Annotated in this window: 21 protein-coding genes and 2 pseudogenes; 21 read left to right on the top strand and 2 right to left on the bottom strand. The window is 71.6% G+C overall.

The genetic code is table 11. The annotated features are described in order from the left end of the window. Nucleotides 1-585: 585 nt before the first annotated feature. The 15 genes and pseudogenes from ACFQLX_RS05880 to ACFQLX_RS05950 form a co-directional block, all read left to right on the top strand. Nucleotides 586-1,713, top strand: a complete 1,128-nt coding sequence (locus ACFQLX_RS05880; RefSeq protein WP_386412733.1) for an ABC transporter ATP-binding protein — start codon at nucleotides 586-588, stop codon at nucleotides 1,711-1,713. After that, nucleotides 1,710-2,582 (top strand): MlaE family ABC transporter permease, encoded by an 873-nt coding sequence (locus ACFQLX_RS05885; RefSeq protein ID WP_386412736.1) that lies wholly within the window; start codon nucleotides 1,710-1,712, stop codon nucleotides 2,580-2,582. The genes ACFQLX_RS05880 and ACFQLX_RS05885 overlap by 4 nt, the downstream gene beginning before the upstream one ends. A 132-nt stretch (nucleotides 2,583-2,714) precedes the next feature. Continuing rightward, nucleotides 2,715-3,491: an MlaE family ABC transporter permease gene (locus tag ACFQLX_RS05890; RefSeq protein ID WP_386412866.1), complete on the top strand. Its 777-nt coding sequence runs from the start codon at nucleotides 2,715-2,717 to the stop codon at nucleotides 3,489-3,491. After that, nucleotides 3,488-4,759, top strand: a complete 1,272-nt coding sequence (locus ACFQLX_RS05895; protein ID WP_386412739.1) for an MCE family protein — start codon at nucleotides 3,488-3,490, stop codon at nucleotides 4,757-4,759. Before ACFQLX_RS05890 ends, ACFQLX_RS05895 begins: the two co-directional genes overlap by 4 nt. After that, nucleotides 4,756-5,799, top strand: a complete 1,044-nt coding sequence (locus ACFQLX_RS05900; protein ID WP_386412741.1) for an MCE family protein — start codon at nucleotides 4,756-4,758, stop codon at nucleotides 5,797-5,799. Before ACFQLX_RS05895 ends, ACFQLX_RS05900 begins: the two co-directional genes overlap by 4 nt. Beyond that, a complete protein-coding gene (locus tag ACFQLX_RS05905; protein WP_386412744.1) occupies nucleotides 5,796-6,824 on the top strand; it encodes an MCE family protein in 1,029 nt (342 codons plus the stop codon). Before ACFQLX_RS05900 ends, ACFQLX_RS05905 begins: the two co-directional genes overlap by 4 nt. Further along, nucleotides 6,824-8,026: an MCE family protein gene (locus ACFQLX_RS05910; RefSeq protein WP_386412747.1), complete on the top strand. Its 1,203-nt coding sequence runs from the start codon at nucleotides 6,824-6,826 to the stop codon at nucleotides 8,024-8,026. The genes ACFQLX_RS05905 and ACFQLX_RS05910 overlap by 1 nt, the downstream gene beginning before the upstream one ends. Further along, nucleotides 8,023-9,234, top strand: coding sequence for an MCE family protein (locus ACFQLX_RS05915; protein WP_386412750.1), 1,212 nt, complete (start codon nucleotides 8,023-8,025; stop codon nucleotides 9,232-9,234). Before ACFQLX_RS05910 ends, ACFQLX_RS05915 begins: the two co-directional genes overlap by 4 nt. Continuing rightward, nucleotides 9,234-10,505 (top strand): MCE family protein, encoded by a 1,272-nt coding sequence (locus ACFQLX_RS05920; RefSeq protein WP_386412752.1) that lies wholly within the window; start codon nucleotides 9,234-9,236, stop codon nucleotides 10,503-10,505. The genes ACFQLX_RS05915 and ACFQLX_RS05920 overlap by 1 nt, the downstream gene beginning before the upstream one ends. A gap of 35 nt (nucleotides 10,506-10,540) precedes the next feature. Next, nucleotides 10,541-11,182 carry a hypothetical protein gene (locus tag ACFQLX_RS05925; RefSeq protein ID WP_386412755.1) on the top strand — a complete coding sequence of 214 codons (642 nt, stop codon included), beginning with the start codon at nucleotides 10,541-10,543 and terminating at the stop codon, nucleotides 11,180-11,182. After that, entirely contained in the window at nucleotides 11,179-11,682 is a 504-nt protein-coding gene (locus tag ACFQLX_RS05930; protein WP_386412758.1) for a nuclear transport factor 2 family protein, read from the top strand. Before ACFQLX_RS05925 ends, ACFQLX_RS05930 begins: the two co-directional genes overlap by 4 nt. A 32-nt stretch (nucleotides 11,683-11,714) precedes the next feature. Next, the gene (locus ACFQLX_RS05935) at nucleotides 11,715-12,278 is read left to right on the top strand and encodes a hypothetical protein (protein ID WP_386412761.1); all 564 of its coding nucleotides are present in this window, start codon (nucleotides 11,715-11,717) and stop codon (nucleotides 12,276-12,278) included. A 58-nt stretch (nucleotides 12,279-12,336) separates the two neighbouring features. Then, nucleotides 12,337-13,089, top strand: a complete 753-nt coding sequence (locus ACFQLX_RS05940) for a hypothetical protein (protein WP_386412764.1) — start codon at nucleotides 12,337-12,339, stop codon at nucleotides 13,087-13,089. A gap of 59 nt (nucleotides 13,090-13,148) precedes the next feature. Next, nucleotides 13,149-14,459 carry a lytic transglycosylase domain-containing protein gene (locus ACFQLX_RS05945; RefSeq protein WP_386412767.1) on the top strand — a complete coding sequence of 437 codons (1,311 nt, stop codon included), beginning with the start codon at nucleotides 13,149-13,151 and terminating at the stop codon, nucleotides 14,457-14,459. Between the two features lie 307 nt (nucleotides 14,460-14,766). Further along, nucleotides 14,767-15,993 (top strand): annotated as a pseudogene (locus ACFQLX_RS05950) (tetratricopeptide repeat protein); the annotation flags it as partial. Here ACFQLX_RS05950 and glgC read toward each other — a convergent pair. Next, on the bottom strand, nucleotides 15,990-17,207 hold the full coding sequence (gene glgC, locus ACFQLX_RS05955; protein ID WP_386412770.1) for a glucose-1-phosphate adenylyltransferase: 1,218 nt from the start codon (nucleotides 17,205-17,207) through the stop codon (nucleotides 15,990-15,992). The pseudogene ACFQLX_RS05950 and the gene glgC sit on opposite strands and share 4 nt — an antisense overlap. 12 nt (nucleotides 17,208-17,219) lie before the next feature. Next, nucleotides 17,220-18,389, bottom strand: coding sequence for a glycogen synthase (gene glgA / locus ACFQLX_RS05960; protein ID WP_386412868.1), 1,170 nt, complete (start codon nucleotides 18,387-18,389; stop codon nucleotides 17,220-17,222). 299 nt (nucleotides 18,390-18,688) lie between these two features. Here glgA and cas3 point away from each other — a divergent pair, with 299 nt between their 5' ends. The 6 genes and pseudogenes from cas3 to cas6e all read left to right on the top strand — a co-directional run bounded on the left by cas3 (nucleotide 18,689) and on the right by cas6e (nucleotide 26,633). Continuing rightward, nucleotides 18,689-21,568 carry a CRISPR-associated helicase Cas3' gene (cas3, locus tag ACFQLX_RS05965; RefSeq protein ID WP_465270544.1) on the top strand — a complete coding sequence of 960 codons (2,880 nt, stop codon included), beginning with the start codon at nucleotides 18,689-18,691 and terminating at the stop codon, nucleotides 21,566-21,568. Then, entirely contained in the window at nucleotides 21,561-23,258 is a 1,698-nt protein-coding gene (gene casA, locus ACFQLX_RS05970) for a type I-E CRISPR-associated protein Cse1/CasA (RefSeq protein WP_386412772.1), read from the top strand. The genes cas3 and casA overlap by 8 nt, the downstream gene beginning before the upstream one ends. After that, nucleotides 23,255-23,794 (top strand): annotated as a pseudogene (gene casB, locus ACFQLX_RS05975) (type I-E CRISPR-associated protein Cse2/CasB); the annotation flags it as partial. The gene casA and the pseudogene casB, both read left to right, overlap by 4 nt. Nucleotides 23,795-23,938: 144 nt before the next feature. Then, the gene (gene cas7e, locus ACFQLX_RS05980) at nucleotides 23,939-25,132 is read left to right on the top strand and encodes a type I-E CRISPR-associated protein Cas7/Cse4/CasC (RefSeq protein ID WP_386412873.1); all 1,194 of its coding nucleotides are present in this window, start codon (nucleotides 23,939-23,941) and stop codon (nucleotides 25,130-25,132) included. Beyond that, a complete protein-coding gene (gene cas5e, locus ACFQLX_RS05985; protein ID WP_386412775.1) occupies nucleotides 25,129-25,851 on the top strand; it encodes a type I-E CRISPR-associated protein Cas5/CasD in 723 nt (240 codons plus the stop codon). The genes cas7e and cas5e overlap by 4 nt, the downstream gene beginning before the upstream one ends. Next, nucleotides 25,851-26,633: a type I-E CRISPR-associated protein Cas6/Cse3/CasE gene (gene cas6e / locus ACFQLX_RS05990; protein WP_386412778.1), complete on the top strand. Its 783-nt coding sequence runs from the start codon at nucleotides 25,851-25,853 to the stop codon at nucleotides 26,631-26,633. Before cas5e ends, cas6e begins: the two co-directional genes overlap by 1 nt. Nucleotides 26,634-26,636: the final 3 nt, after the last annotated feature.

A 26,636-nucleotide genomic window follows, 5' to 3' on the forward strand; every position in this document is an offset into this window, starting at 1 on the left:
CGGCGCGGCTTTGTAAGCGCGCGTACCCGAAGAGCGTGGCCGCCCGGACGCCCGGGCGGCCACGCTCTTCTGCCGTGCGCCCGCCGCCGACCGACGCGAGCCGCCGCGCGGTCCCACCCGCGGGCTACCGCGCGGTCTACCAGTGGGCGACAAGATACGGGCCTGACTGCTCGCTCAGCGACAACGAAAATCCGGCCCTCCAAACGTGTTTCTTTTTCTCTGCTGTTTCTATTGTCGTCCGGGTTACCCGTGCGTAATGTCCGTCCCGCAAGTCGGCGTTGAAGCCACCCTGCCGAGCCGGGCGAATCCTCGGACGGCAAGGGATTTTCCGCTTTCGTTGTCCGCAGCCCGGACGGGCGTGCCCAGTTCCGCCGCGTCTGTATTCCCTACGGAGGGATTTCCTCATGTACCACGCGCCTCCGCGTCGCGTGCCGTGGCGGTCACGGCCACGGGTGGCCAGACGCTCATTCAGTGGTAGGAACGGGTCCCTTTCCTGTCACTCGTTGATAAGCACCGTGCACGGCCGGTGCATTGGGCGGGCCGGCGTGCTGAGCTGTGGCCGGCAGCCGTCGGGAGGGGCGTGACATGGGTATCGAGGTGCGGGTGGAGGGACTGACCAAGTCCTTCGGTCAGCAGACGATCTGGCAGGACGTCTCACTCACCCTGCCCGCGGGTGAGATCAGCGTCATGCTCGGGCCGTCCGGCACCGGCAAGACCGTCTTTCTGAAATCGCTGGTCGGACTGCTCAAGCCCGAGCAGGGACGGATCGACGTGAACGGCGTCGACATGGTGGGCGGACGCGAGCGCGACGTGATGGAAGCCCGCAAGCTCTTCGGGCTGATGTTCCAGGACGGCGCGCTCTTCGGCTCGATGAGCCTCTTCGACAACGTCGCCTTCCCGCTGCGCGAGCACACCCGCAAGAAGGAGCGGGAGATCCGCGACATCGTGCTGGAGCGCATGGAGCTGGTCGGCCTGGGCGGCGCCCAGGACAAGCTGCCCGGCGAGATATCCGGCGGCATGCGCAAGCGGGCCGGCCTGGCGCGGGCGCTGGTGCTGGACCCGCAGATCATCCTGTGCGACGAGCCCGACTCGGGCCTGGACCCGGTGCGCACCGCGCTGCTCTCGCAGCTGCTCATCGACGTCAACGCGCAGATCGACGCGACGATGCTGATCGTCACGCACAACATCGACATCGCCTCCACCGTCCCCGACAACATGGGGATGCTCTTCCGCCGCAACCTGGTCACCTTCGGTCCCCGCGAGGTGCTGATGACCAGCGCGGAGCCGGTGGTCTCGCAGTTCCTCAACGGCAGCCCCTACGGGCCGATCGGGATGTCCGAGGAGAAGGACGCCGCCGCCCTGGCCGCCGAGGAACTCGCGGGCAACGGCACCGCGTTCACCCCCCGCGAGATCGTCCCCCAGCTGGAGCCCACCGCCGGACTGCCGGCGCGCCAGGCCGTGCACCGGCGGCGCGAGCGCGTACTGGCGCTGCTGCACACCCTGCCGCCCGCCGCCCGCGACGCGATCACCGCCCAACTGCGGCCCACGCAGCAGGCGGGCGGCGAGGCGCAGGCCCCCACCCAGCCGGTCGCCCGGCCCTACATCCCGCCGCCCGCGCCCGCCCAGCAGGGCGACACCCTGGCGATCGACCAGGACCGCGTCGACCCCGCCAGCTGGGGCCGCAGGCCCGCCGCGCCCGAGGAGTCCGCATGACGGCCGCCGTGCCGCCGTCGCCCGCCGTGCCAGGCCCCCCGCCGGCGGGCGACGGCCCCCATCGGCCCGCGGGAGGCGCCGCGAAGGCGCCCGCGCGGCCGGTCCCCGGACTGGGCGGCCTGCGCCAGACCGGGCAGCTCTTCGCCCTCGCGCTCTCCGTGATCCGCCTCACCTTCAAACGGCCCTTCCAACTGCGGGAGTTCGTCGGGCAGTTCTGGTTCGTGGCGAGTGTGTCGATCCTGCCCGCCGCGCTGGTGTCGATCCCCTTCGGCGCGGTCATCGCCCTCCAGGTCGGCTCCCTCACCCAGCAGTTCGGCGCCCAGTCCTTCACCGGCGGCGCCAGCGTGCTGGCCGTCATCCAGCAGGCGTCACCGCTGATCGTGGCCCTGCTGATCTCCGGGGCCGCCGGCTCCGCGATCTGCGCCGACCTGGGCTCGCGGACCATCCGCGAGGAACTGGACGCCATGGAGGTGATGGGCGTCTCGCCCGTCCAGCGCCTGGTCGTCCCCCGGGTGCTGGCCACGATGGGCGTGGCGGTGCTGCTCAACGGCCTCGTCTCGGTCGTCGGCACCCTCGGCGGCTACTTCTTCAACGTGATCATGCAGGGCGGCACCCCCGGCGCGTACCTCTCCAGCTTCTCCGCCCTCGCCCAGCTGCCCGATCTCTACGTCGGTGAGATCAAGGCGCTGATCTTCGGCTTCATCGCCGGCGTCGTCGCCGCCTACCGGGGCCTGAACCCCAAGGGCGGCCCCAAGGGCGTGGGGGACGCGGTCAACCAGTCGGTCGTCATCACCTTCCTGCTGCTCTTCCTGGTCAACACCATCCTCACCGCGATCTACCTCCAGATCGTGCCGGCGAAGGGGAGCTGAGCCGTGGCGATACTCGACAAGGACAACCAGCCCGGCCAGCCCCCGGCCCCGCCGCCCCAGCCACCGCGGCGGCCCGCCCCGCCACCGCGCCGCGGCGGGGGCGCCGGGCGCTGGCTGGGCTGGTTGGACGCCATGGGCGACCAACTGCTCTTCTACATCCAGGCGCTGCTGTGGATACCGCGCACCTGCCGCCGCTACCTGAAGGAGATCCAGCGGCTGCTGGCCGAGGTGGTCTTCGGCAGCGGCGGCCTGGGCGTCATCGGCGGCACCGTCGGCGTGATGTTCGCGATGACCCTCTTCACCGGCACCGTCGTCGGCCTGCAGGGCTACGAGGCACTCGACCAGATCGGCACCTCCGCCTTCACCGGCTTCGTCTCCGCGTACTTCAACACCCGCGAGATCGCCCCCCTGGTCGCCGGGCTCGCCCTCTCCGCGACCGTCGGCGCCGGCTTCACCGCGCAGCTGGGCGCGATGCGCATCAACGAGGAGATCGACGCACTGGAGTCGATGGCCGTGCGCTCGGTGCCCTACCTGGTCACGACCCGCATCCTGGCCGGCGTGGTGGCGATCATCCCGCTCTACGGCATCGGACTGATCAGCTCCTACCTCGCCTCGCGGATGGTGACCGTGGTCTTCAACGGCCAGGCGACCGGCACCTACGACCACTACTTCAACCTCTTCCTCTCACCCACCGACGTACTGCTGTCGATCATGAAAGTGCTGATCTTCAGCGTGATGGTGATCCTCGCGCACTGCTACTACGGCTTCCGCGCCACCGGCGGCCCCGCCGGCGTCGGCGTGGCCGTGGGCCGCTCGGTGCGTACCGCGATCGTCCTGATCTCCGTCACCGACTTCTTCCTCAGCCTGGCTGTCTGGGGCACCACGACGACCGTGAAGGTGGCCGGATGAACACGCACACGCTCGGCCGCCGCACGGCGGGAGTGGCCTTCGTGCTGGCGCTGGCACTCCTGGTGTGGCTGTCGATCGCGGTCTACGACAAGCAGTTCACCGACACGGTGACCGTCACCGTCGAGACCGCCGAGGCCGGCAACGAGATGCACCCCTACGCCGAGGTCAAGATGCGCGGCGTCGTCGTCGGCGAGGTCCGCGAGATCGACGCCCTGCCCGACGGGCAGGGGGCGCGGCTGACCCTGGCGATGAAGCCGGGGACGGTGGACGCCATCCCCGCCGACGTCTCCGCGCGGATGCTGCCCACCACCCTCTTCGGCGAACGCTACGTCTCCCTCGTACCCCCCCAGACCCCCGGCGAGCGGACCCTGCGGGCGGGCGACACCATCCCGCAGGACCGCAGCTCCAACGCCATCGAGCTGGAACAGGTCCTCGACCACACGCTGCCGCTGCTCACCGCCGTCAAGCCGGAGAAGCTCTCCGCGACCCTGACGGCCATGTCGCAGGCCCTGGAGGGCCGCGGCGGCCAGCTGGGCGACACCCTGGTCACCCTCGACCGGCACCTGGGGAAGCTCAACCCGCACCTGCCGGAGCTGAACCGGGACATCCACGAACTGGTGGAGTTCGGGCACCTGTACGCCGAGGCCGCGCCCGACCTGATCCAGGCGCTGCACGACGCGACGGTCACCAGCGCCACCCTGGTCGAGCAGCGCGGCAACCTGGGCACCCTCTACGGGGCGCTCAGCGGCACCGCCGTCGACCTGGACACCTTCGTACGGCAGAACCAGCGCAACATCATCCGCCTCTCCGCCGACTCGCGGCCCAGCGTGGAGCTACTGGCGCGCTACTCACCGGAGTTCGGCTGCGTGCTGCGCACGATGGCCGACTTCGTGCCCGTGATGGACAAGGCGCTCGGCAAGGGCACCAAGCAGCCCGGCCTGCACGTCACCGTCCAGGTCCGCAAGGAGCGCGGCAAGTACGTACCCGGCCGGGACACCCCGCGCTTCACCGCCTCCGGCGGCCCGCGCTGCTACGGCGTCCCCTACACGGGCAAGGCCGCACCCGCCACCCGCACCACGCCCGACGAGACCGCACGGACGCTGACCGTGAAGGTCGACGGCGGACTGGGACTGCCCAACTCCCCGGAGGAGAACAAGCTGGTGAACGATCTGATCACCGCCGGTATGAAGCAGCCCCAGGAGCTGCCCGACTGGTCCAGCCTGCTCGCCGGGCCCGTCTTCCGCGGGGCGGAGGTGAGCGTGAGATGAGCACTCGGGGCACACCCGGCATGACCGGGCCGCTGGTGAAGTCGGCGGTCTTCGTCGCCGTCACCGCGCTCGCCACCACCGGCCTGGCCTTCTCCATCGCCAACACCGACGTGGGCGACACCGACACCTACCGGGCCCGCTTCACCGACACCATGGGACTGAACGCGGGCGACAGCGTCCGCGTCGCCGGGGTGAAGGTCGGCGAGGTGGAGTCGGTCAAGGTGGTCGACAGGCGCTACGCGCAGATCTCCTTCACCGTCCGCGAGGGGCGCAGACTGCCCGCCTCCTCCACCGCGGCGATCAAGTACCTCAACATGGTCGGCCAGCGCTTCGTCGAACTCGAGCCCGGCGACGGCCCGTTGGACAAGCAGCTGGCGCCCGGGGCGACCATCCCGATCGAGCGCACCAAACCCGCGCTCGACCTCACCCAGCTCTTCAACGGCTTCCAGCCCCTCTTCGCCGGCCTCTCCCCGGCCGACACCAACAAACTCGCCGGGGAGATCGTGCAGGTGCTCCAGGGGGAGGGCGCCACCGTGGAGTCCCTGGTGCGCACGGTCGGCTCCCTGACCTCCACCCTGGCCAAGAAGGACAAGGTCATCGGCGAGGTCATCGACAACCTCACCACCGTCGTCGACACCGTCAACGAACGCCAGACGGAGTTCAACGACCTCCTCGTCACCCTCCAGGAACTCGTCTCCGGCTTCGCCGGCGACCGCAAGCCCCTGGGCGACGCCCTCCAGGCCATGGGCGACCTGACCACCTCCACCGCGGACCTGGTCGGCGACGGCCGCGCCCCGCTCAAGGAGGACATCCGCCAGGTCGGCCGGGTCAGCGACCGCCTGGCAGACAACGCGCCCCTGCTGGAGGACTTCCTGGCCAAGGCGCCGGTGAAGATGCGCACCCTGGGCCGGCTCGCCTCCTACGGCTCCTGGTTCAACCTCTACCTCTGCGAGGCCAGGGTCTCCGGGGTCACCTCCACCTACGCCGACCAGAAGTCCCCCACCGGGATCGCCATCACCCAGCCGAGGTGCACCCGATGAGACGACCGGAGATCAAACCGATCCGCGAGCGCAACCCCGTCGCCCTCGCCCTCGTCGGACTGCTGGTGCTCACCCTGCTGGCGCTGGGCGCCTACCGGGTCGACGCCCTGCCCGTCATCGGCAGCCAGGGCACCGCCTACAGCGCCGACTTCAAGGAGTCGGCCGGCCTGGACGCCGGCGACGAGGTCCGTATCGCCGGCGTGAAGGTCGGCGAGGTCACCGGCGTCGGCCTGGACGGCCCGAAGGTACGGGTGGACTTCCGGGTCGAGGGCAGCTGGGTGGGCAACGCCTCCACCGCCGGCATCGCCATCAAGACCCTGCTGGGCGGCAAGTACCTGGCACTCGACCCGCGCGGCGACGCCCCCCAGGACCCCGGCAGGCGCATCCCCCTGGACCGCACCACCTCCCCCTACGACGTCACGCAGGCCATGGAGGGACTGGCGAACACCTTCGGGGAGCTGGACACCGCCGCCCTGGAGGCCGGTTTCCAGGCCATCGCCGACACCTTCCGCGACACCCCGCCCGACGTACGCAACGCCGCCAACGGCCTCGCGGACCTCTCCCGCACCATCTCCAGCCGCGACACGCAACTGGCGCGGCTGCTGGGCGGCAGCGACGAGGTGACGCGGACCCTGAAGGACCAGAACGCCCGCTTCCAGCAGCTCCTGACCGACGGCAACCTGCTGCTGGAGGAGATCCGCTCCCGGCGGGCCGCCATCCACGCCCTCTTCACCGGCACCCGCGACCTGGGCGTGGAACTGGCCGGACTGGTCGAGGACAACGAGCAGCAGATCGGCACCACGCTGGACGCCCTGGACCGGGTGACGGGCGTACTGCAGCGCAACGAGAAGAACCTGGACAAGGTGCTGGCCACCGTCGGCCCGTACTACCGGCTGCTGGGCAACACCCTGGGCAACGGCCGGTGGCTGGACGCCTACCTCTGCGGGATCGTCCCCAAGGAGTACGCGCCCAACGGCGTACCGGACCACGGGTGCATGTCGCCCAAGCGGAAGGGAGGCCGGTGATGGCGCAGGCCACGGGACTCAGGGCCCGGATACACGACGCGGCCGGCGGCTTCGCCGGGCGCGGACGCACCGTCGTCGTCACCGGCACCGCGCTGGCGGTGCTGGTCGCCGGCGGCGTGGTGTGGAGCGCGGTCGCCGACCCGGGAGGGGAGAAGGTCACCGCCTACTTCCACTCCGGTGTCGGCGTCTACGAGGGCTCGGAGCTGAAGGTGCTGGGCGTCTCCGTCGGCAGTGTGGAGTCCGTCCAGCCGCAGGGCAGGAGGGTCAAGGTCACCCTGCGGCTCGACGAGGGGGTGAAGGTGCCCGCCGACGCGCAGGCCGTCGTCATCTCGCCGAGCCTCGTCTCCGGCCGCTACGTCCAGCTCACCCCCGCCTACGAGTCGGGGCCCGTCCTGGGCGACGGCGACGAGATCCCGGTGGAGCGCACCGCGACCCCGGTGGAGGTCGACGAGATCTACGAGCAGATCACCCGCTTCTCCGACGCGCTCGGCCCCGAGGGGGCCAACGCCAAGGGCGCGCTCAGCGACCTCATCGACACCGGGGCGGCCAACCTGGACGGCAACGGCAAGGAACTCTCCGACAGCATCGAGCAGTTCGGGGACGCCACCGCCACCCTCGCCGGCCGCAGCGGGGACCTCTTCGGCACCCTGAAGAACCTCCAGTCCTTCACCACCATGCTCAAGGACAACGACACCCAGGTGCGCGACGTGGAGGGCCGGCTCAGCGACGTCACCACCTTCCTCGCCGAGGACCGCGACGAACTCGCGCAGGCACTGCGGCAGTTGGGCAGTGCGCTGGGGCACGTGCAGAAGTTCGTCAAGGACAACCGGGGCCGGATCAAGGGCAACGTCGACAAGCTCGCCGAACTCACCGACGTGATCGTGGCCAACCGGGCCTCACTCGCCGAGGCGATGGACGCGATCCCGCTCGCCGCGGACAACGTCCTGCGCGCCTACGACCCCGAAAGCCGCACCATCGACGGGCGCGGCAACCTCAACGAGATCAGCATGGGCGGCCCGCTGCTGGAGGACGACTCCCCGACCGCCGGTCTGGTGGCCGTCCCCGAGAAGCGCCTGGGCGCCCTGCCGGAGCTGCCGCTGCCCACGGTCGGGCAGGTCTACGGAACGCCGGAGAAGGCGGCCCCGCAGCAGGACGCCTCGCCGCAGGACGCCGAGAAGAACCAGACGGGAGCGGACGGATGAGACGCGACGCGAAGACCGCGTTCGTGGGCGTGGCGGCGCTGGCGCTGCTGGCGTCACCGATCCCGATCATGGTCGCCTTCGGGGAGTCGCCGGAGTTCTCCGGCATCCAGGACCTGCCGCTGCCCGGCGGCGCGGACCTGGGCTCCCACCCCTACGAGGTGACGGCGGAGTTCGAGAACGTCCAGAGCCTGGTGCCGCAGTCCTCGGTGAAGGTCAACGACGTGGCCGTGGGCCGCGTCACCGACATCGACCTCGCCGACCAGGGCTGGACCGCCGTGGTGACGATGAAGGTCAACGGGGGGGTGCGGCTGCCCGAGGGCGTCTACGCGCGCATCGAGCAGTCCAGCCTCCTGGGCGAGAAGTACGTCCAGCTCGTCGCCCCGGGCAAGGCCGGACAGCTCGACGCGCAGCCCGCCGCCGCCACCAGCGCGACCGGCGGGCGCGAGGTGGACATCCCGCTGGCCCGCACCAACCGCAACCCCGAGGTCGAGGAGGTCTTCGGCGCGCTGTCGATGCTCCTCAACGGCGGCGGAATCCAGCAACTGCGTACCATCTCGCGCGAGTTGAACAAGGCACTGGAGGGCAACGAGCCCGCCGTGAAGTCGATGCTCCACCGCGTCGACGAGCTGATGCGCAGCCTGGACGGCAACAAGAAGGACATCACCGCCGCCCTGGACTCCCTCAACCGCCTCTCCACCACCCTCGCCGTCCGCAAGACCGAGATCGGCGAGGTGCTGACCGGGCTCAGCCCCGGACTGAAGGTGCTGAAGGAGCAGCGCGGGGCACTGATGGCGATGCTGAAGTCCCTCGACCGGCTCTCCGGCACCGCGGTGGAGACCATCAACCGCAGCAAGGACGACATGGTCGCCGACCTGAGGGCACTGGCACCGATCCTGAAGAACCTCGCCGACGCGGGCCAGGCACTGCCCGACTCGCTCCAGGTGCTGCTCACCTACCCGTTCACCGACGAGGTCCTCAGCGGCGTCAAGGGGGACTACCTCAACGTGTACATGAAGCTCGCCGCACAGCCCGGGACGCAGATCATCCCGCCGATCAAGGGCGGCCCGATCACCTTCCCGACCACCCCGCCGACCTCCGAGGGGGGAGAGCAGCCGATGCGTAGCCCCCGCAGGCAGGGCGCGCCCGCTCCGAGCGCCCCCTCGCTGCCGCTGCCCTCCGTCACCACCCCCCAGGGCGGTGAGGGCTGATGGTCACGCGCAGCGTCATCGTCAAGAACCTCGCCTTCCTGGTGATCGCCGTCCTGGTCATCGGCTTCATCGGGGTCCGCTACGCGGACGCCGGCCGCTACGTGGGCGTCAAGGGCTACTACACGGTGCGGGTCGAACTCCCCGAGACCGGCGGCCTCTTCGAGCACTCGGCGGTCACCTACCGGGGCGTCTCGGTGGGTCGCGTCGGCCCCCTCCACCTCACCGACCGCGGAGTGGAGGCGGAGCTGCGGATCGACGAGGACGCCCCCGCCATCCCCTCCGACCTGGACGCCGCGGTGGCCAACTACTCCGCCGTCGGCGAGCAGTACATCGACCTGCGCCCCAAGACCGACGGCGCCCCCTACCTGGCGGACGGCTCGGTCATCGCCCAGCAGGCCACCAGCACCCCGATGCCGGTGACCAACCTCCTCAGCAGCCTGGACGCGACGGCCACCTCGGTGGACACCGAGAAGCTGCGCACCGTGGTGGAGGAGCTGGGTACCACCTTCGAGGGGCAGGGCGAGAACCTCCAGCAACTCCTGGACACCGGTGGTGAGTTCCTCGACGCGGCCGATGCCGCGCTGCCGTACACCACCAAGCTGATCATCGACGGCCGCACCGTGCTCGAAACCCAGAACCAGGCCGGGCAGGCGCTCACCTCCTTCGCGGACGGCGCCCAGCGCTTCGCCGAGCAGCTGAAGTCCTCCGACGGCGACCTGCGCAGGGTGATCACCGCCGGACCGGCGGCCGCCGAGCAGGTCACCGGGCTGCTGCGGGACGTCGACCCGAGCCTGAGCGTGCTGCTGGCCAACCTGCTCACCACCTCCGACCTGGCACTGGGCCGCCAGGACGGACTGGAGCAGCTGCTGGTACGGGCTCCGCAGCTCGTCGCGGCCGGCTCGACCACCGTGACCCGCTCGGGCGCGCGCTTCGGCATGGCGCTCACCTTCTTCGACCCGCTGCCGTGCACCGCCGGCTACGGGGCGACGAAGTACCGCAACGGCCTGGACACCACCGCCGCGCCGGGCCTCAACACGGCGGCGCGCTGCACGGCGCCGGCCTCCTCGGGCGTCAACGTACGCGGCTCGGCCAACGCGCCGGGCGGCGGCGGGGTCCCGCCCGCCGCGAAGCCGGGCTCCGGCCTCGCGCAGAACGCGACCACCCTCACCGCGCCCGACGCGGCGGCGGACGGCGCACTGCCGGGAGCGCTGGGGCTGCCCGCGCTGCCGGAGGGCGGCCCGACGGACATGAGCGGGCTGCTCGGACTGTGACAGGGAACGTGGCAGGCAGACAGGGAGGGTCCGTGATGACGACGGAGACGGTGGCCGCGAAGAGCGCGGCCGAGGGCACCCCGGATGTTCCGGAGGCAGACGTGCCGGAGGCAGCTGCTCCGGAAGCGGGCGGCGGGGAGCGTACGCCCGCCGCGCCCCCCGCGCGCCGCCGCCGGGCGCTGCTCGCGCTGCTCGTCGCGGCGGTGCTGGCCTTCACCGGGTACGCCGGCTGGTCGTACGCCACCGTCAGCGGCGACGATGACCTCGCCTTCTCCCGCGAACGCGACCGGGTGCTGCACGCCGGGCAGGCCCACCTCGCCCGCGTCAACAGCATCGACGCCGGCGACCCGGCCACCGGGCTCGCGGGCTGGCTGGACGCCACCACCGGCCCCCTGCACGAGGACCTCAGGAAGTCGAAGGGGGCCAGCACCGCCGCGCTGAAGCAGTCCGGCCGCTCGGCCCGCGCCACCGTCACCGAGGCGGCCGTCACCGATCTGGACACCCGCGGCGGCACCGCCAAGGTCCTCGCGACCGTACGCATCGAACTGAGCGGCGGCAGCACGGCGGAGGCCGTCGAACGCAAGCGCTTCGAGGCCGCGCTGCAGCGCACCGACGACGGCTGGAAGCTCAAGTCGCTCACCGCGATCACCGTGGAGAAGCCGGAGGAGGCCAAGTGAGGCGCCGCGCACTGCGGATCGCGGGCTGGACGGCACTGGCCGTCCTGCTGACGGGCGGCGTGGGGATGACGGCGCGCGCCCAGCAGTTGAGGAGCGAGCCGGCGGCGCGCAACACCGCGCTCACCGACCCGGCCGCCACCGCCACCGTGACGGGGGCGGTGGGCGAGTCGCTGTCGCGGGTCTTCACGTACTCCCCGGCGAGCACCGAGACCACCGAGGCGGCGGCGGCCGACCTGCTCGACGGACGGGCGAAGAAGCAGTACGAGACGCTCTTCGGGCAGGTCAGGAAGCGGGTCGCCGAGCAGAAGCTGACGCTCACCACCCATGTGGTGCGCGCCGGGGCGGTGCGGCTGAGCGGTGACGACGCGACGGTGCTGGTCTTCCTCGACCAGGTGACCGAACGCGCGGGGGCCGAACCGTCCAGCGTGGCCGCCCAGGTGTCGGTGACCGCGAAGAGACGCGACGGCCAGTGGCTCATCACCGACATGACGTCCCGCTGACCCCCGACCGACCTGAAGCGAACCGAAGGCAGATGACCGTGAGGCTCACCAAGAACCCGCTGCTCACCGCGGCGCTCGTCCTCTTCGCGCTGGCCCTGGCCGCCGCCGTCTGGACGGGCGGCTCCTGGTACGCGGCGGCGCAGGACTCCGACGCCGGCTTCACCCGCAGCCGCGACGACGCCGTGGCCGCCGCCCGCCACGGCGTGCGGACACTCAACACCCTCGACCACCGCCGGGTCGACGAGGGCCTCGCCGCCTGGGAGGCGGCCACCACCGGCGAGCTGAAGAAGCAGCTCACCGGCGGAAAGGAGCAGTTCAAGAAGCAGGTGGCGACGGCGAGGACCACCACCGCCGCCAAGGTGCTCTCCGTCGCCCTGACCGAGCTCAACGAACGCGAGGGCCGGGCGAAGGCGATGGTGTCCGTACGGATCACCGTCACCGCGGCCAAGGGGGCCCCGCAGTCCAAGCAGAGCCGGATGCTCGGCGAGCTGACCCGCACCCCGCAGGGCTGGAAGCTCAGCGAGCTGGCCCAGGCGCCGGTGGGGGACACCGGGGACAGCGGGGACAGCGGCGGGGACACGGGCGCCACGCCGTGAGCACCGCGCCCAGGAACGTACCGGCAGAAGAACGTGATCGCGAGAGGACGCCGCAGCCATGTCGACCACCCGTCATCTGATCAACCGGCAACGCCGGACGGCGGCCGTGGCGGCTCGGGGGCGCCTCGGGGCGGACACCCGGGCCGATGCTGCCGAGCCGCTTGCCGAGCCACTTGCCGAGCAGGCTGCCGAGCGGGCTGCCGCGTCGACTGCCGGACAGGCCACCGAAACGGCCACCGAAACGGCTGCCGAGCCAGCCGCCGAGCCGAAGATCCGCCTCCTCAAGAAGCCCGCGCCCAAGGCCACTTCGCGGCTGCGGGCACCCCTCGCGCTCGCCCTGGCCACGGTGCTCCTCGGCGGCTTCGCCGCCTTCGCCCAGATCCGGGCGGACGAGGCCCGCGACGACTCCGGCGGCAACAGCGCACTCGTTGACGCCGCACTCACCAGCGAGGTCAAGGGCGGCGTCTCGGACGCGGTGAACGCCGTCTTCTCCGTCGACTACAACGACCTCGGCCGCAACGAGGCCGCCGCCGAGAAGTACCTCACCGGTGCGGCCGTCGGCCAGCACCGCGCCATGCTCGCCGAGATCCGCGCGCAGGCCCCCCAGCAGAAGCTGGTGCTCACCACCACCGTCACCGACGCCGGCGTCGAGCTGGCCGGGGGCGACCGGGCCCGGGTGCTGGTCTTCGCCGACCAGCGCAACACCCGTACCGACAAGGACCAGACCTCCTTCGGGGCGGCCATGCTCGCCGTCGAGGCCCAACGGGTGGACGGAATTTGGAAGATCAACGATATTGAGACCTTCGGCTGAGCCGGCTCAGCCGCACCTCCGGTGCCAGGCCACGGCACCGGTTCACGGGAGGAAGGTTCATGACCTTGTTTCGCAGGGCACGCAAAGGTGCTCAGGGCACGGCGGTGTGCGCCCTCGCACTGTTCGCCCTGAGCGCCTCGCAGGCGCCGGGGCTGCTGCCGGCCGCCCATTCGCACCCGTCCGGCGCCGTCCCCCAGTCGCCGGGCACGCAGGCACTTCCACCCCTCACCTCCACCGACGGGCAGTACCACACCGAACTGCCGCCGCTGGTCCAGCCCGCGACGAGCGAGCGCCCCTCCGCCGCCGACCAGGTGCTGGCCGAGCAGTCGGGCATACCGCGCACCCTGCTGGCGTCCTACCACCAGGCCGCCGGCACGCTCGCGCGCACCGACCCCTCCTGCCGGCTGCCCTGGCAACTCCTGGCCGCGATAGGCAAGGTGGAGTCCGGCCACGCGCGCGGCGGCGCGGTCGACCTCTACGGCACGACGCGCGGCACGATCCTCGGCCCCGTACTCAACGGCGACGGCTTCGCGCGGATCACCGACACCGACGCCGGCCGCTGGGACGGCGACCTGCGCTACGACCGGGCCGTGGGCCCCATGCAGTTCATCCCCTCCACCTGGAAGCGCTGGGGGGCCGACGGCAACGGCGACGGGGTCGCCAACCCCAACAACGTCTTCGACGCGGCGCTTTCGGCGGGCGACTACCTCTGCGCGGGCAAGCGCGACCTCTCCCTGGAGGGGGGCGTGCGGGCGGCGGTCCTGTCGTACAACCACTCGGAGAGCTATCTCGCGACGGTACGCAGCTGGCTGTCCTTCTACCGCACGGGCGTCCACCCGGTCCCCGACGGCGCGGGCACGATCCCCAGGTCTCCCGGCGCGGGCAACCCCGCCAGCCAGCAGACCGGCGACTACGACGGCGACGGCGCCGCGGACCCGGGCACGACGGGCCCGGGCGGCATCGTCATCTCTCCGCCGCCGCCCACGGGGAACCCGGCCCCCCGGGATCCGCACTCGCCGCTGCCGACGACGCCGCCACTGACAACTCAGCCACCGTCCCCGTCTCCGACGGACCCGGGCACGGTGGACCCGTCTCCCACCGACCCGGGGACGGTCGATCCGACACCTACGGATCCGGGGACGGTTGACCCGACTCCCACCGACCCGGGCACGGTAGACCCGACACCTACGGACCCCGCCCCGGCTCCCACCCCAGACCCGACCACGGACCCCACGACCGACCCCACCACGGACCCGACCCCCGCACCGGAGCCCACCACGGACCCGACCGCGGATCCCGTCGTGGACCCGACCACGGAGCCCCCCACCGACCCGACGCCCGCCCCGACCGAGGAGCCCACCACTCCCTGACCGCCACCCGGCTACAGCCCGGACATCGCCGCCACGGGTCTCGGCAAACCGGCCGCAGCGCCCGTGGCGGCCGAGGGGTGAGCGCTCGCCGGTACGCGCGTCCCCGACCAGCTCCGGCACCTCCGCCGTGATCGACAGGGCGACTGAGCCGATGAGGGTCGATGAGGGCGGAGGTCTCCGCCAGCAGGTCGCGGGCGGCGTACCGCAGGGTCCGCGTGGTCAGCGGGGGCACGCAGCGGAGCGTACCCGGGCGGCCCGGGTCTGGCGGAAGGCTCGGCCCGCATGGTAAGCAGGCATATCTACGCGTGTCGCCGGCCGGGGGGCCGGGTACGCCGCTTCGGGGCGAGGGCGTGGGGGAGGGAGCGGACCCATGGACACCGAGCTGCGCACCCGGCTCACCGAAGCCCGGCAGACCCTCGCCGTCGGCGACCCGGCGGTCGCCGCCGAGAGCTACGGCGCCCTGCTGGCCGAGGCCCGCGGGCAGGGACTGGCCCAGGAGGAGGCGACCGCGCTGCTGGGGCTGGGCGACTGCGGCCTGGAGAACGGGGAGTTGGAGCAGGCGCGCGAGCATTTCGAGGCCGCCGAGCGGCTGCTCGCGGACGCGCCGGCCGTCCAGCTGGCCCGCGCGGTGCGCGGCCGGGTCGTGGCCCACCTCCTCCTGGGCGAGCTGCGCTACGCCTGCTATCTCGTCGAGACCGAGCTGCACCGCCTCGTCTCCGCCGGCTGCACCGACCCCGACGCCCTCCTCATCCTCAACACCGCGGCCATCGCCCCCCTGATGGACCTCGGCGCCCACGCCCGCGCCGCCCAGGCCGCCGAGCGCGCCCTCGCCCTGGAGCCCCTCGCCACCGACCGCGCCGCCATCGCCGCCATGCACCGCTCCGTGGCCCGCATCCTCCTCGCGGAGGGGCGCTTCGCGGCGGCCGACGTCTCGCTGGCCAGGGCCTCGGAGCTGTTCGAGGAACTGGGCATCCGCACCGACCTGGCCCACTGCCACTGGATGCGCGGCTACGTCCTCGCCCAGCGCGACGAACTCCAGGGCGCCGAAGGCGAGTTGCGCACCGCCCGCGACATGCTCGCCGCCAAGGGCGCGGTGCTCTTCGCCGCCCAGGTCGAGGTGGAGCTGGCCGACGTACTGCGCCGCCGCGGCGAGAGCGCCGAGGCGGCCCTGCTGCTGCGCGGACTGCTCGACCCCGCCCGCGCCGGCTTCGGCACCGTGCACGCGGCGGGCGCGCACCGCCTCCTCGGCCTGATCGCCGAGGCCGAGGGCCGCGACGACCGCGCCGAGGAGCACTACGTCGCCGCGCTCTCCCTACTGGAGACCGCCGGCGCGGCCGGCGACCTCGCCGACCTGTGCCGGCTGCTGGGCGACCTGCTGCGCCGCACCGGCCGCATCGACGCCGCCCTGACCACGTACCGCACCGGCCTGGGCCACCGCGCCACCCCCGGCACCACCACCCTGGGCCCTGCCCCGACGCCCAGAGCACGCACTGAACGCCGTTGCGCCGGTACGGGGGTTTCAGACACGCTCTAGACCACCCGCCGCCCCTTGCCCAGGGCGATCACGCCGCCCTCCGAGACGGTGTACAGCTCACGGTCGCGCTCGCGGTTGACGCCGATCGTCGCGCCCGCCGGGACCTCCGCGTTCTTGTCCAGCACCGCCCCGCGCACCACCGCGCCGCGCCCCACGCGCACGTTGTCGTGGAGCACCGCGCCCTGCACCACGGCGCCCTCCTCGACCACCACGCCGGGGGAGAGCACCGAGCGCGTGACCTGCCCGCGGATCACGCAGCCGGGGCTGACGATCGACTCGCTCGCGATGCCGCCCGCGCAGAACTTCGCCGGGGGCAGCTGCCCGGAGTGGGTGTAGATGGGCCACTGGCGGTTGTCGAGGTTGAAGGCCGGCTGGTCGGAGATCAGGTCCATGTGCGCCTCGTAGTACGAGTCCAGCGTGCCCACGTCCCGCCAGTAGCCGTGGTCGCGGGCCGTCTCACCGGGCACCCGGTTGCCGTCGAAGTCGTAGAGCTGCGCCTGCCCGCGCGCGGTGAGCATCGGCAGGATCGAGCCGCCCATGTCGTGCACCGAGTCCGGCTCCTCGGCGTCCAGTTGCAGGGCGTCGATGAGGGTCTTGGTGGTGAAGAGGTAGTTGCCCATCGAGGCGAAGACGTGCTCCGGGTCGCCCGGCAGCCCCGGCGGGTCGGTCGGCTTCTCCAGGAAGCCGTCCACCTGCAACCCGTCCCCGCCCGGGGTGATCACCCCGAAGGACGACGCCTCCGAGCGCGGCACGCGGATGCCCGCCACCGTGACGCCCGCGCCGCCGTCGATGTGCTGCTCCAGCATCTGCCGCGGATCCATGCGGTAGACGTGGTCGGCGCCGAACACCGCGATGTAGTCGGGCTGTTCGTCCTGCACCAGGTTGAGCGACTGCAAGATGGCGTCCGCGCTGCCCAGGTACCAGCGCGGACCCAGCCGCTGCTGGGCGGGCACGGGCGTGACGTAGTTGCCCAGCAGGCTCGACATCCGCCAGGTCGTCGTGACGTGCCGGTCCAGCGAGTGCGACTTGTACTGCGTCAGCACGCAGACGCGCATGATGTCGCCGTTGACGAGGTTGGAGAGCACGAAGTCGACCAGCCGGTACGTGCCGCCGAAGGTCACCGCCGGTTTCGCCCGGTCCGTCGTCAGCGGCATCAGCCGCTTGCCCTCGCCGCCCGCCAGGACGATTCCCAGTACCGAAGGTCCACCGCGCATGACTTGCCCCCTCTAAGAGGTGTGTTGTAGCTGCTCGTACACCGCGGCGGTGCGCCGCGCCACCGCGTCCCAGCCGAACTCCCGCACCGTGCGCTCCCGTCCGGCCGCACCCATCCGCCGCGCCCGCTCCGGATCGGCGAGCAGCGCGTCGAGCGCCGCCGCCAGCCCGCGCTCGAACTCCTCGGGCCTGCTTGCCTCGTACGGCACCAGCAGGCCGGTGACGCCGTCGTCCACCACCTCCGGGATGCCGCCCACCGCGGAGGCCACCACCGCCGTACCGCAGGCCAGCGCCTCCAGGTTGACGATGCCGAGTGGCTCGTACACCGAGGGGCAGACGAACGCCCGCGCGTGGGTGAGCAGTTGCACCACCTCGGGGCGCGGCAGCATCTGCGGCAGCCACACCACCCCGTCGCGCAGCGCCCGCAGTTCCTCGAAGAGCGCGCGGAACTCCGCGTCGATCTCCGGGGTGTCGGGGGCGCCGGCGCACAGCAGCAGCTGCGCGTCGGGGGCCACGTGCCGGGCGGCGCGCAGCAGATGGGGGACGCCCTTCTGCCGGGTGATACGGCCGACGTAGACCACGTAGGGGCGCTGCGGGTCCAGCCCGGCCCGGCGTACGGCGTCCAGGCCGGGGTCGGGGCGGTACAGGGCGGTGTCGATGCCGTTGTGCACCACCCGCACCCGCGCGGGGTCCAGCGCCGGATAGCAGCGCAGGATGTCCTCGCGCATCGCCCCGGAGACGGCGACCACCGCGTCGGCGGCCTCGATCGCGGTGCGCTCCGCCCAGCTCGACAGGGCGTAGCCGCCGCCGAGTTGCTCCGCCTTCCACGGACGCAGCGGCTCCAGGGAGTGGGCCGTCATCACGTGCGGTATGCCGTACAGCAGCTTGGCGAGGTGCCCGGCCAGATTGGCGTACCAGGTGTGCGAGTGGACCAGCTCGCAACCGCCCACGGCGGCGGCCATCGACAGGTCCACGGAGAAGGTGCGCAACGCGTCGTTGACCCCGTCCAGCAGCGGCCAGGCGGCGTGCCGCTCCACCCCGTCCTGCGCCGGCGCAGGCGTCCCGCCACCCCAGGCATGCACCTCGACCCCGACCAGCCGCCGCAACTCCCGCGCCAGGAACTCGACATGCACCCCGGCGCCCCCGTAGACATCCGGCGGATACTCCCGGCTGAGCAGCCCCACTCTCACGCAAGACCCCCGAACATCGCGGCAGTTGTCCCGTCAGGTGCCCTCATGGTCGCCCGCCGAGGGCCATAGGGGGAAGACCGCTGCGGGGGGTTGGTGGACGGTGGCAACCGGGCCGGTCGTCCCCTGCGATGGTCGTACGCCTCTCGCGCCGCCATGCCATACAGCATCGAGTGCACTGATCGGCAGGGATTGCTCTATTTTCACCCTCTCGTCATACTCTCCCGTGGTATTCACATGGCATGACACGAGCGGGGGACGCCTACACGGGGCTGCGGGCTCGGCTTGACGGACCGGTGTTGACCGTATGGGCCAAGCACGACCGGGATTCTGATGGGTGGCTGCCGCTGTGGCGGCACATGGAGGACAGCGCGGCTGTCGCCGGGCGGCTGTGGGACGAGTGGCTTCCCCGAGCCGTACGGCAGTTGATTGCCGAAGTGCTGCCCGGCGGAGAGGCCGACGCGCGCCGACTGGCGGTGTGGCTGGCGGGAGTGCACGACATCGGAAAGGCGACGCCGGCGTTCGCCTGCCAGGTCGAGCAGTTGGCGCAGCACATGCGCGACCACGGTCTGGAGATGCGCTCGCAGCAGGCGATGGGCCGGGACCGTCTGCTCGCACGACACGGGCTGGCCGGGCAGGTGCTGCTGGGGGAGTGGCTGGAGGAGCGGCACGACTGGACGGCCAGGCAGACGGGTCAGTTCACGGTGGTGGTGGGCGGCCACCACGGGGTGCCCCCCGAACACGGTCAGATCAACGCACTTGACAGCCACCTGGAGTTATTGCGGACGCCCGGCAGGAGCCGGACGCTGTGGCGGCGGGTGCAGGAGGAGTTACTCGAGGCGTGCGCGGCGGAGTTCGGCGTACGGGGGCGCTTCGACGCGTGGCGGACGGTGAAACTGCCGCAGCCGGTACAGGTGCTGCTCAGCGCGCTGGTCATCGTCTCCGACTGGATTGCCAGCAACCCCGACCTGTTCCCCTACTTCCCCCAGGATGTGCCTCGCACCAGTGAGGAGCGCATCGCTGCCGCCTGGCGAGGGCTGAACCTGCCTGGACCGTGGTGTCCGGAGAATCCGGTGGGCGACGTGCACGAGTTGTTCGCCTCCCGTTTCGGATTGCCGTCGGGGGCGAAGGTCCGGCCGCTGCAGGAGGCAGCCTTTGAACTGGCCCGGACGATGGACTCGCCAGGGCTGATGGTGATCGAGGGGCCGATGGGTGAGGGCAAGACAGAGGCTGCGCTCGCAGCTGCCGAGATCCTCGCCGCCCGGTCCGGAGCGGGCGGGGTGTTCTTCGCGTTACCGACGATGGCCACCGGCAACGCGATGTTCCCCCGCCTGCTGGACTGGCTCGACCGGTTGCCCGCACCGCGGGGCAGCCGCTACTCGGTGCTCCTCGCTCATTCGAAGGCTGCACTCAACGACGACTTCACTGGTCTGATGGACCCGAAACATCAGGTCGCCGCAGTGGAGTTGGACGCTCCACAGAAGCAACGGGAGTGGCGCCCCTCCAGCCGCAGCCGTTCTGCTGCCGCCGAGTTGGTGGCACACGCCTGGCTGCGCGGGCGGAAGAAGGCCATGCTGTCGTCGTTCGTGGCCGGGACGGTGGACCAGCTGCTCTTCGCCGGGCTCAAGAGCCGCCACCTGGCACTGCGTCACCTGGCGGTCGCCGGCAAGGTCGTCGTGATCGACGAAGCGCACGCCTACGACACGTACATGAGCGTCTACCTGGACCGGGTGCTGTCCTGGCTGGGTGCCTACCGGGTGCCGGTGGTGGTGCTCTCCGCGACACTGCCTGCGGGCCGGCGCAGGGAGCTGGTCGAGGCGTACGCGGGCAAGGTGATCGATGCGACGGCAGCTGCTTTCGACGCCGTCGCCCAGGCAGACGACTATCCGCTGCTGACGGCGGTTACGCCCGGCGGGTCACCGGTGATGCGGCAGCCGGTGGCATCCGGCCGCGGTGTGGACGTCGAGCTGGAGCGGATCGAGGACGATCTGGACGTCCTTGCCGATCGGCTGGAGGAGGAACTCGCGGGCGGCGGCTGCGTCCTGGTCGTTCGCAACACCGTGCGCCGCGTGGTGGAAACGGCGGGCGTGCTGCGGCGGAGGTTCGGGGATGCGAACGTGACGGTCGCCCATTCCTGCTTCATCGATGTCGACCGTGCCGCCAAGGATGCCGACCTGCTCCAGCGCTTCGGGCCGCCGGGCAAGACCGAGGATCGGCCGAGAAGGGCGCATATCGTCGTCGCCAGCCAGGTGGCCGAGCAGTCCCTCGACATCGACTTCGACCTCCTTGTCACCGACCTGTGCCCCGTCGACCTGCTGCTGCAGCGGATGGGACGCCTGCACCGCCACCTGCGCGGCGGCCGGGGGCAGACCGAGCGGCCCGAGCGACTGCGCACGGCGCGCTGCCTGGTCAGCGGCGTCGACTGGGCGGCGAGCGTGCCGGAGCCCGTGCGCGGCTCGGTCGCGGTGTACGGGGCGTACGCGCTGCTTCGTTCAGCCGCGGCCCTGCTTCCCCACTTCGAAGGCGCCCCGGGGTGTCCGGTAAGGCTGCCGGCGGACATCAGCCCGCTCGTGCAGCGCGCGTACCGCGACGGGCCAGACGGTCCGCACAACTGGGCGGACGCGATGGACAACGCTCGGCTGCGGCACGAGAAGCACCGCGCCGATCAGGCCGAACGGGCCGCGACGTTCCGACTCGCCGCTGCCGCCCGCCCCGGCCGCCCGCTGTTCGGCTGGGTCGCGGCCGGAGTGGGCGACGCGGACGACACCCGCGCCGGCCAGGCGCAGGTCCGTGACAGCCGCGAAAGCCTTGAGGTCATCGTGGTCCAACGCCGAGCCGACGGCACTTTGGCCACGGTGCCGTGGCTCGGGCCGGACCGCAAAGGCCGCACCCGCGCCGGGCTGGCCCTCCCCACCGACCAGGTACCGACCACCCTGGCGGCCCGCACCGCCGCAAGCTGCGGCCTGCGGCTGCCGATCCAGTTCAGCGGCGCCGAGGTCATGGACCGGGCGATCGCCGAACTGGAGGAACTGTCGCTGCCTGCCTGGCAGGAGAAGAGCAGTTACTGGCTGGCAGGCCAGCTGATCCTGCCACTCGACGAGGACTGCCGGACCCACCTGGCGGGCTTCGCTCTCCGCTACAGCAAGACCGACGGCCTTGAGGTGACCCGTGTCTGAAAGCAGCCAGAGCAGCGGCAGCGACGTGCTGTCGTTCGACCTGACCACCCGGGCGTGGATACCCGCGCTCCGACGTGACGGCCGCCAGGGCGAGTTGTCGCTGCGCGAGGTGTTCGAGCAGGCGGCCGAGCTGCATCGGATCGTCGGTGAGCTGCCCACGCAGGAGTTCGCCCTGATGCGTCTCCTCCTCGCCGTTGCGCACGATGCCCTGGACGGGCCCGCTGACATCGAGGCGTGGTCGGAACTGTGGGCCGACGAAGGCTGCTTCGCGCCGGTCGGTGCGTACCTCGACGCCCACCGCGACCGGTTCGACCTGCTGGACGTCGACGCGCCGTTCTTCCAGACCGCGGGGCTGCGGACGGCCAGGGATGAGGTGCTCTCCCTCAACCGGATCGTGGCCGACGTACCCAACGGAAAGCCGTTCTTCACCGCCAGGATGCCCACCGTCGACCGGCTCACGTTCGCCGAGGCCGCGCGCTGGGTCGTACATACCCACGCCTGGGACACCTCCGGCATCAAGACCGGGGTGGAGGGGGATCCGCGAGCCAAGGGCGGCAAGGTCTATCCGCTCGGCGTCGGCTGGGCCGGCAACCTCGGCGGTGTCTTCGTGGAGGGCGCAGACCTACGGCAGACCCTCCTGCTGAACCTGGTGGCCGCCGACACCATCGGCCTGGAGTTCGACGACACGGACGCCCCGGCCTGGCGGCGCGAGCCGTGCGCTCCGGGCGGCGCCGAGCGTGCCCCCACCGGCGTGCGCGACCTGTACACCTGGCAGACGCGACGCCTGCGACTCCACTTCGACGCTGCCGGCGTGCACGGCGTCGTCCTCAGCTACGGAGATCCGCTCACCCCGCACAACCGGCAGCACCGCGAGCCGATGTCCGCCTGGCGGCGTAGCAAGCCCCAGGAGAAGAAGCTCCGTAAGACCCCGGTCTACATGCCCCGGGAACACGACCCCGAGCGCTCCGCATGGCGCGGGATCGCCTCGTTGGTAGCCGACCGGACGGAGAAGACCCAGGGGGCGGAGGCCGCGGCCTACCTGCGGCCGGGAATCCTGGAGTGGGTGGCCCGCCTGGTGACCGAAGGGGAGCTGGAGCGCGGATTCCTCATCCGCCCCCGCATCGTCGGCGCCACGTACGGCACACAGCAGTCCGTGATCGACGAAGTGGTCGACGACCACGTCTCGATGGCTGCCGTTCTCCTCCACCAGCAGGACCGGCACTACGCCCAGCAGGCCATCGACGCCGTCGCCGACGCCGACCAGGCGGTCAACGCCCTCGGAGACCTCGCCACGAACCTGGCCCGCGCCGCCGACGTCGAGACCGAAGGACCCCGCTCCACCGCACGGGACCTCGGCTACGGACTTCTCGAGGCCCCGTACCGCAGCTGGCTCGCGCACCTGGCCGAGGCCGACGACCCGTTCGAGCGGCGCACCGACTGGCAGCGGCAGGTGTACGAGATCGTCAGCCGGCTCGGCGACCGACTCATGGCCGCGGCGGGGGAGGTGGCCTGGCAGGGCAGGACCGTGGATCTCAAGCGCGGCGGCACGGAGTGGCTCAACTCCGACCTGGCCGGCAGATGGTTCCACGCCGCCCTCGCAAGGGGCCTCGGCCATACCGGCGGTGCCGAACCGTCGCCGGACGGAAAGCCGGCATCTGAGACCACCTCGACCGAAAAGGCGCTCGTATGACGACCGTTACCGCACCTGATACCCCGCGAGAGCGGGTCGCCCGGCTTGCCCGCAGCCAGATCGGCGCCCTGCAGCAGGGCTACCTCGCCGACCGTCCCCAGGCGGTCGCGGCCCTCGCCCGGCTCCGGCGCGGCGCCGGCCGCGAGGCCGGACAGGTGCCCGACCTGTGGAGCCTTGTCGACACGGGCCCTCTGCACGACACTCCGGCCGGCGCCCGACCCATGAGCGAGAGCGAACTGGTCCGCGCCGAGGACGCCCTGCACGTCGCGCTCACCCTGTGGGCGCTGCACCAGCAGTCCCGCGGCGCCGGCATGCACCAGGCCGACCGGCCGGGCAGCAGGCGCGGGCTGGGGGCCGCCGTACGCCGGATGATGAAGCCCGGCGAGATCGACGAACCCCTGCGCAAACGCCTCGTGCGCGCCGGCACCGCCTCGGACCTGACCACCCTCGCCCAGCGGCTGCGCGACCTCGTCGTTTTGCTGCGCCGCGAGGACGTACCGCTCGACTACGCACTGCTCGCCGGGCAGCTCTACACCTGGCAGCGACCCGGCGGAACGGACACCGTCCGCCGGGAATGGGGCCGCTCCTTCCACGCCTGGCACGCGGGCACCCCCGACGCAGAGCAGACCACCCCCCCAACCCCCGGCCGCCAGCACCACGGACACCGACAAGGACGCCTCGTGAACCGCATCTTCCTCGACGTGCACGCCCTGCAGACCGTCCCGCCCAGCAACCTCAACCGCGACGACACCGGCGCGCCGAAGACCGCCGTGTACGGAGGCGTGCCGCGGGCCCGCGTCTCCAGCCAGGCGTGGAAGCGGGCCACCCGTACCTACTTCGCCAGTGAGAACCTGCTGGAGGCGAGCGAGCTCGGTGTACGGACCAAGAAGATCGTGGACGTGCTCGCCGACCGGATCACCGGCCTCGACCCCTCCCTCACCCAGGAGGCAGCACTGCGGCTCGCGGACGAGACCGTCAAGGCGACCGGCCTGAAGACCGAGGTCCCCAAGCGCAAGGCCACCGCCGCCAAGGACGGGGAGCCGGACCCGGCGCCTGAGACGAAGTACCTGGTGTTCCTCAGCGCTCGACAACTGGACGGCCTGGCCCGGCTCGCCGTCGACGGCGCCCCCGACATCACGGCCTTCCTGAAGGACAAGAAGAACAAGGACCGGGCCAGGGAGATCGCCGACACCCGCCACTCCGTCGACATCGCACTCTTCGGCCGCATGGTCGCCGACGCCGCGGACATCAACGTCGACGCCGCCGTCCAGGTCGCCCACGCCATCAGCGTCCACCGCGTCGAGAACGAGTCCGACTACTACACCGCCGTCGATGACCAGAACACCGACGAGGAGACCGGAGCCGGCATGATCGGCACCGTCGACTTCAACTCCGCGACCCTGTACCGCTATGCGGCCCTCGGCGTCCACCAACTCGCCGAAAACCTCGGCCAGGGGCTGCGCGAGGACGAACCCCTCACCACCCCGGTGCGCCGGGCCGTCGAGGCGTTCGTCCACGGCTTCGTCGCCTCCCTGCCCACCGGAAAGATCAACACGTTCGGCCACCACACGCTGCCCGACGCCGTGATCGTCAAGCTTCGCAGCACCCGGCCCGTCAGCTTCGTCGCGGCCTTCGAGGAGCCGGTGCGCGGGCAGAGCGGAGGCCACGTACGAGAGGCGTCCGAGCGCCTGGCCGAGTACGTCCCCGACATCGAACGCGCCTACGGTGACGAGGACTCCACGCTCACCTGGGTGCTGCGCGTCGGCCCCAACACCCACCAGCTCGCCGGACTCGGCAACGAGACGCAGAACATCGGCGAACTCGTCACCGCCGTTGGGCAGGCCGTCGCCGAGCGCCTGGAGAAGCCCGCATGAGCGTGCTCACCCTCCGGCTCGCAGGCCCCCTGCAGTCCTGGGGGGTCTCGGCCCGGTTCACCCGCCGCACCACCGAGTCCGCACCCACCAAGAGCGGCGTCATCGGCATGCTCGCCGCCGCAGCCGGCGTCGAACGCGGCGACGACGCCGAACTGGCACCCCTGGCCGCCTTGAGGTTCGGCGTCCGAATCGACCAACCAGGCACCCGGCTAAGGGACTTCCATACCGCCCACCACGGCTTCACCGGCATATCCATGCCGTTGTCTGAGCGCTTCTATCTCGCGGACGCTGTGTTCGTCGCCGCCCTCGAAGGCGATCGCCCACTCCTAGCCGGCCTGTACGCGGCGCTGCGTACACCGGTGTACGCGCCGTTCCTCGGCCGCCGTTCCTGCCCGCCCGCTCTGCCCGTCGAGCTCGGTCTCCACGACGAAGGGGGTCTTCAGCAGGTACTGCGCGAGGTGCCCTGGCAGGCATCGCCCTGGTACCGCAGGCAGTACCGCGACCGGGCCCAGGTCGAACTCACCGTGCTGCGTGAGGCGGATGAGGACGAGCGGCACGCCGCCGACACCCGGCGCGACCAGCCCCTCAGCTTCGCCGCCGCACACCGCCGCCACGCCCTGCGCGCCATCGTCAGCGACCACGTGACCATCCCGAACCCGTCCGCCCGGCAACTGCCGCGGCACGACCCGTTCGACGCCCTGGAGGAAGAGAGCGTCTGATGTTCCTCACCCGCTTCCGCGTGAACACCGCGCGCCCCGGATCCCGCCGCCTCCTCGCCTCACCGCAGGCCATGCACGCGGCCGTCATGTCGGCCTTCCCCACGCTGCTGCCCACCGCCGCACCCCCGCAGGATGCCCCGCGCGTGCTGTGGCGCCTGGACCACACCGCACGGGCCGAGGTCATGCTGTACGTCGTCAGCCCCGACCGGCCCGACCTGACCCATCTCGTCGAGCAGGCCGGCTGGCCCGCCGCGGCCGCTGCCGACCCGGCCGAACCCGGCTGGCAGAGTCGGCCCTACGGTCCGTTCCTCGACCGTCTGGCCCCCGGGACACGATGGGCGTTCCGGCTCACCGCCAACCCCGTCCACCACATCCGCCGCAAAGACGGGGAACCGACCAAGCGCACCGCGCACATCACCCCACTGCACCAGATGGGCTGGCTCCTCCAACGCCAGGAGCAAGGCGGCTTCCGCGTGCTGGAAAAACCGGAAGACCGACGCCTGCTGCCAAGTGGCACCACCCACTCCAAGCAGCCCCACCACGGCGACCGGTACGAACTGGCCGTCCGCGACAAACGCGCCCTGGCCTTCGACAAATCCCGCAGTGCAAGCCCCCCGGCCGCCCGCAAGCCGCACGTCAGCCTGGTCGCCGTCACCTTCGACGGCCGCCTCGAGGTCACCGACGCCGAACTGCTACGCCGCGCCCTCATCCAGGGGATCGGCAAGGCCAAGGCATACGGGTGCGGCCTGCTCACCCTGGCATCCCCTGACGCGAACTGGTGAGGC

It is taken from the genome of Streptomyces polyrhachis (assembly GCF_042663125.1).
In the GTDB taxonomy this organism is placed as follows: domain Bacteria; phylum Actinomycetota; class Actinomycetes; order Streptomycetales; family Streptomycetaceae; genus Streptomyces; species Streptomyces polyrhachii.

What these genes read in the sequence shown, in the direction of transcription:
- ACFQLX_RS05900 (WP_386412741.1), top strand. Translation starts at nt 4,756, where the DNA reads ATGAGCACTCGGGGCACACCCGGCATGACCGGGCCGCTGGTGAAGTCG.
- ACFQLX_RS05885 (WP_386412736.1), top strand. Translation starts at nt 1,710, where the DNA reads ATGACGGCCGCCGTGCCGCCGTCGCCCGCCGTGCCAGGCCCCCCGCCG.
- ACFQLX_RS05890 (WP_386412866.1), top strand. Translation starts at nt 2,715, where the DNA reads ATGGGCGACCAACTGCTCTTCTACATCCAGGCGCTGCTGTGGATACCG.
- ACFQLX_RS05905 (WP_386412744.1), top strand. Translation starts at nt 5,796, where the DNA reads ATGAGACGACCGGAGATCAAACCGATCCGCGAGCGCAACCCCGTCGCC.
- ACFQLX_RS05915 (WP_386412750.1), top strand. Translation starts at nt 8,023, where the DNA reads ATGAGACGCGACGCGAAGACCGCGTTCGTGGGCGTGGCGGCGCTGGCG.
- ACFQLX_RS05940 (WP_386412764.1), top strand. Translation starts at nt 12,337, where the DNA reads ATGTCGACCACCCGTCATCTGATCAACCGGCAACGCCGGACGGCGGCC.
- glgC (WP_386412770.1), bottom strand. Translation starts at nt 17,207, where the DNA reads ATGCGCGGTGGACCTTCGGTACTGGGAATCGTCCTGGCGGGCGGCGAG.
- ACFQLX_RS05945 (WP_386412767.1), top strand. Translation starts at nt 13,149, where the DNA reads ATGACCTTGTTTCGCAGGGCACGCAAAGGTGCTCAGGGCACGGCGGTG.
- ACFQLX_RS05895 (WP_386412739.1), top strand. Translation starts at nt 3,488, where the DNA reads ATGAACACGCACACGCTCGGCCGCCGCACGGCGGGAGTGGCCTTCGTG.
- ACFQLX_RS05935 (WP_386412761.1), top strand. Translation starts at nt 11,715, where the DNA reads ATGACCGTGAGGCTCACCAAGAACCCGCTGCTCACCGCGGCGCTCGTC.
- ACFQLX_RS05910 (WP_386412747.1), top strand. Translation starts at nt 6,824, where the DNA reads ATGGCGCAGGCCACGGGACTCAGGGCCCGGATACACGACGCGGCCGGC.
- ACFQLX_RS05925 (WP_386412755.1), top strand. Translation starts at nt 10,541, where the DNA reads ATGACGACGGAGACGGTGGCCGCGAAGAGCGCGGCCGAGGGCACCCCG.
- ACFQLX_RS05880 (WP_386412733.1), top strand. Translation starts at nt 586, where the DNA reads ATGGGTATCGAGGTGCGGGTGGAGGGACTGACCAAGTCCTTCGGTCAG.
- ACFQLX_RS05920 (WP_386412752.1), top strand. Translation starts at nt 9,234, where the DNA reads ATGGTCACGCGCAGCGTCATCGTCAAGAACCTCGCCTTCCTGGTGATC.
- cas5e (WP_386412775.1), top strand. Translation starts at nt 25,129, where the DNA reads ATGAGCGTGCTCACCCTCCGGCTCGCAGGCCCCCTGCAGTCCTGGGGG.
- cas6e (WP_386412778.1), top strand. Translation starts at nt 25,851, where the DNA reads ATGTTCCTCACCCGCTTCCGCGTGAACACCGCGCGCCCCGGATCCCGC.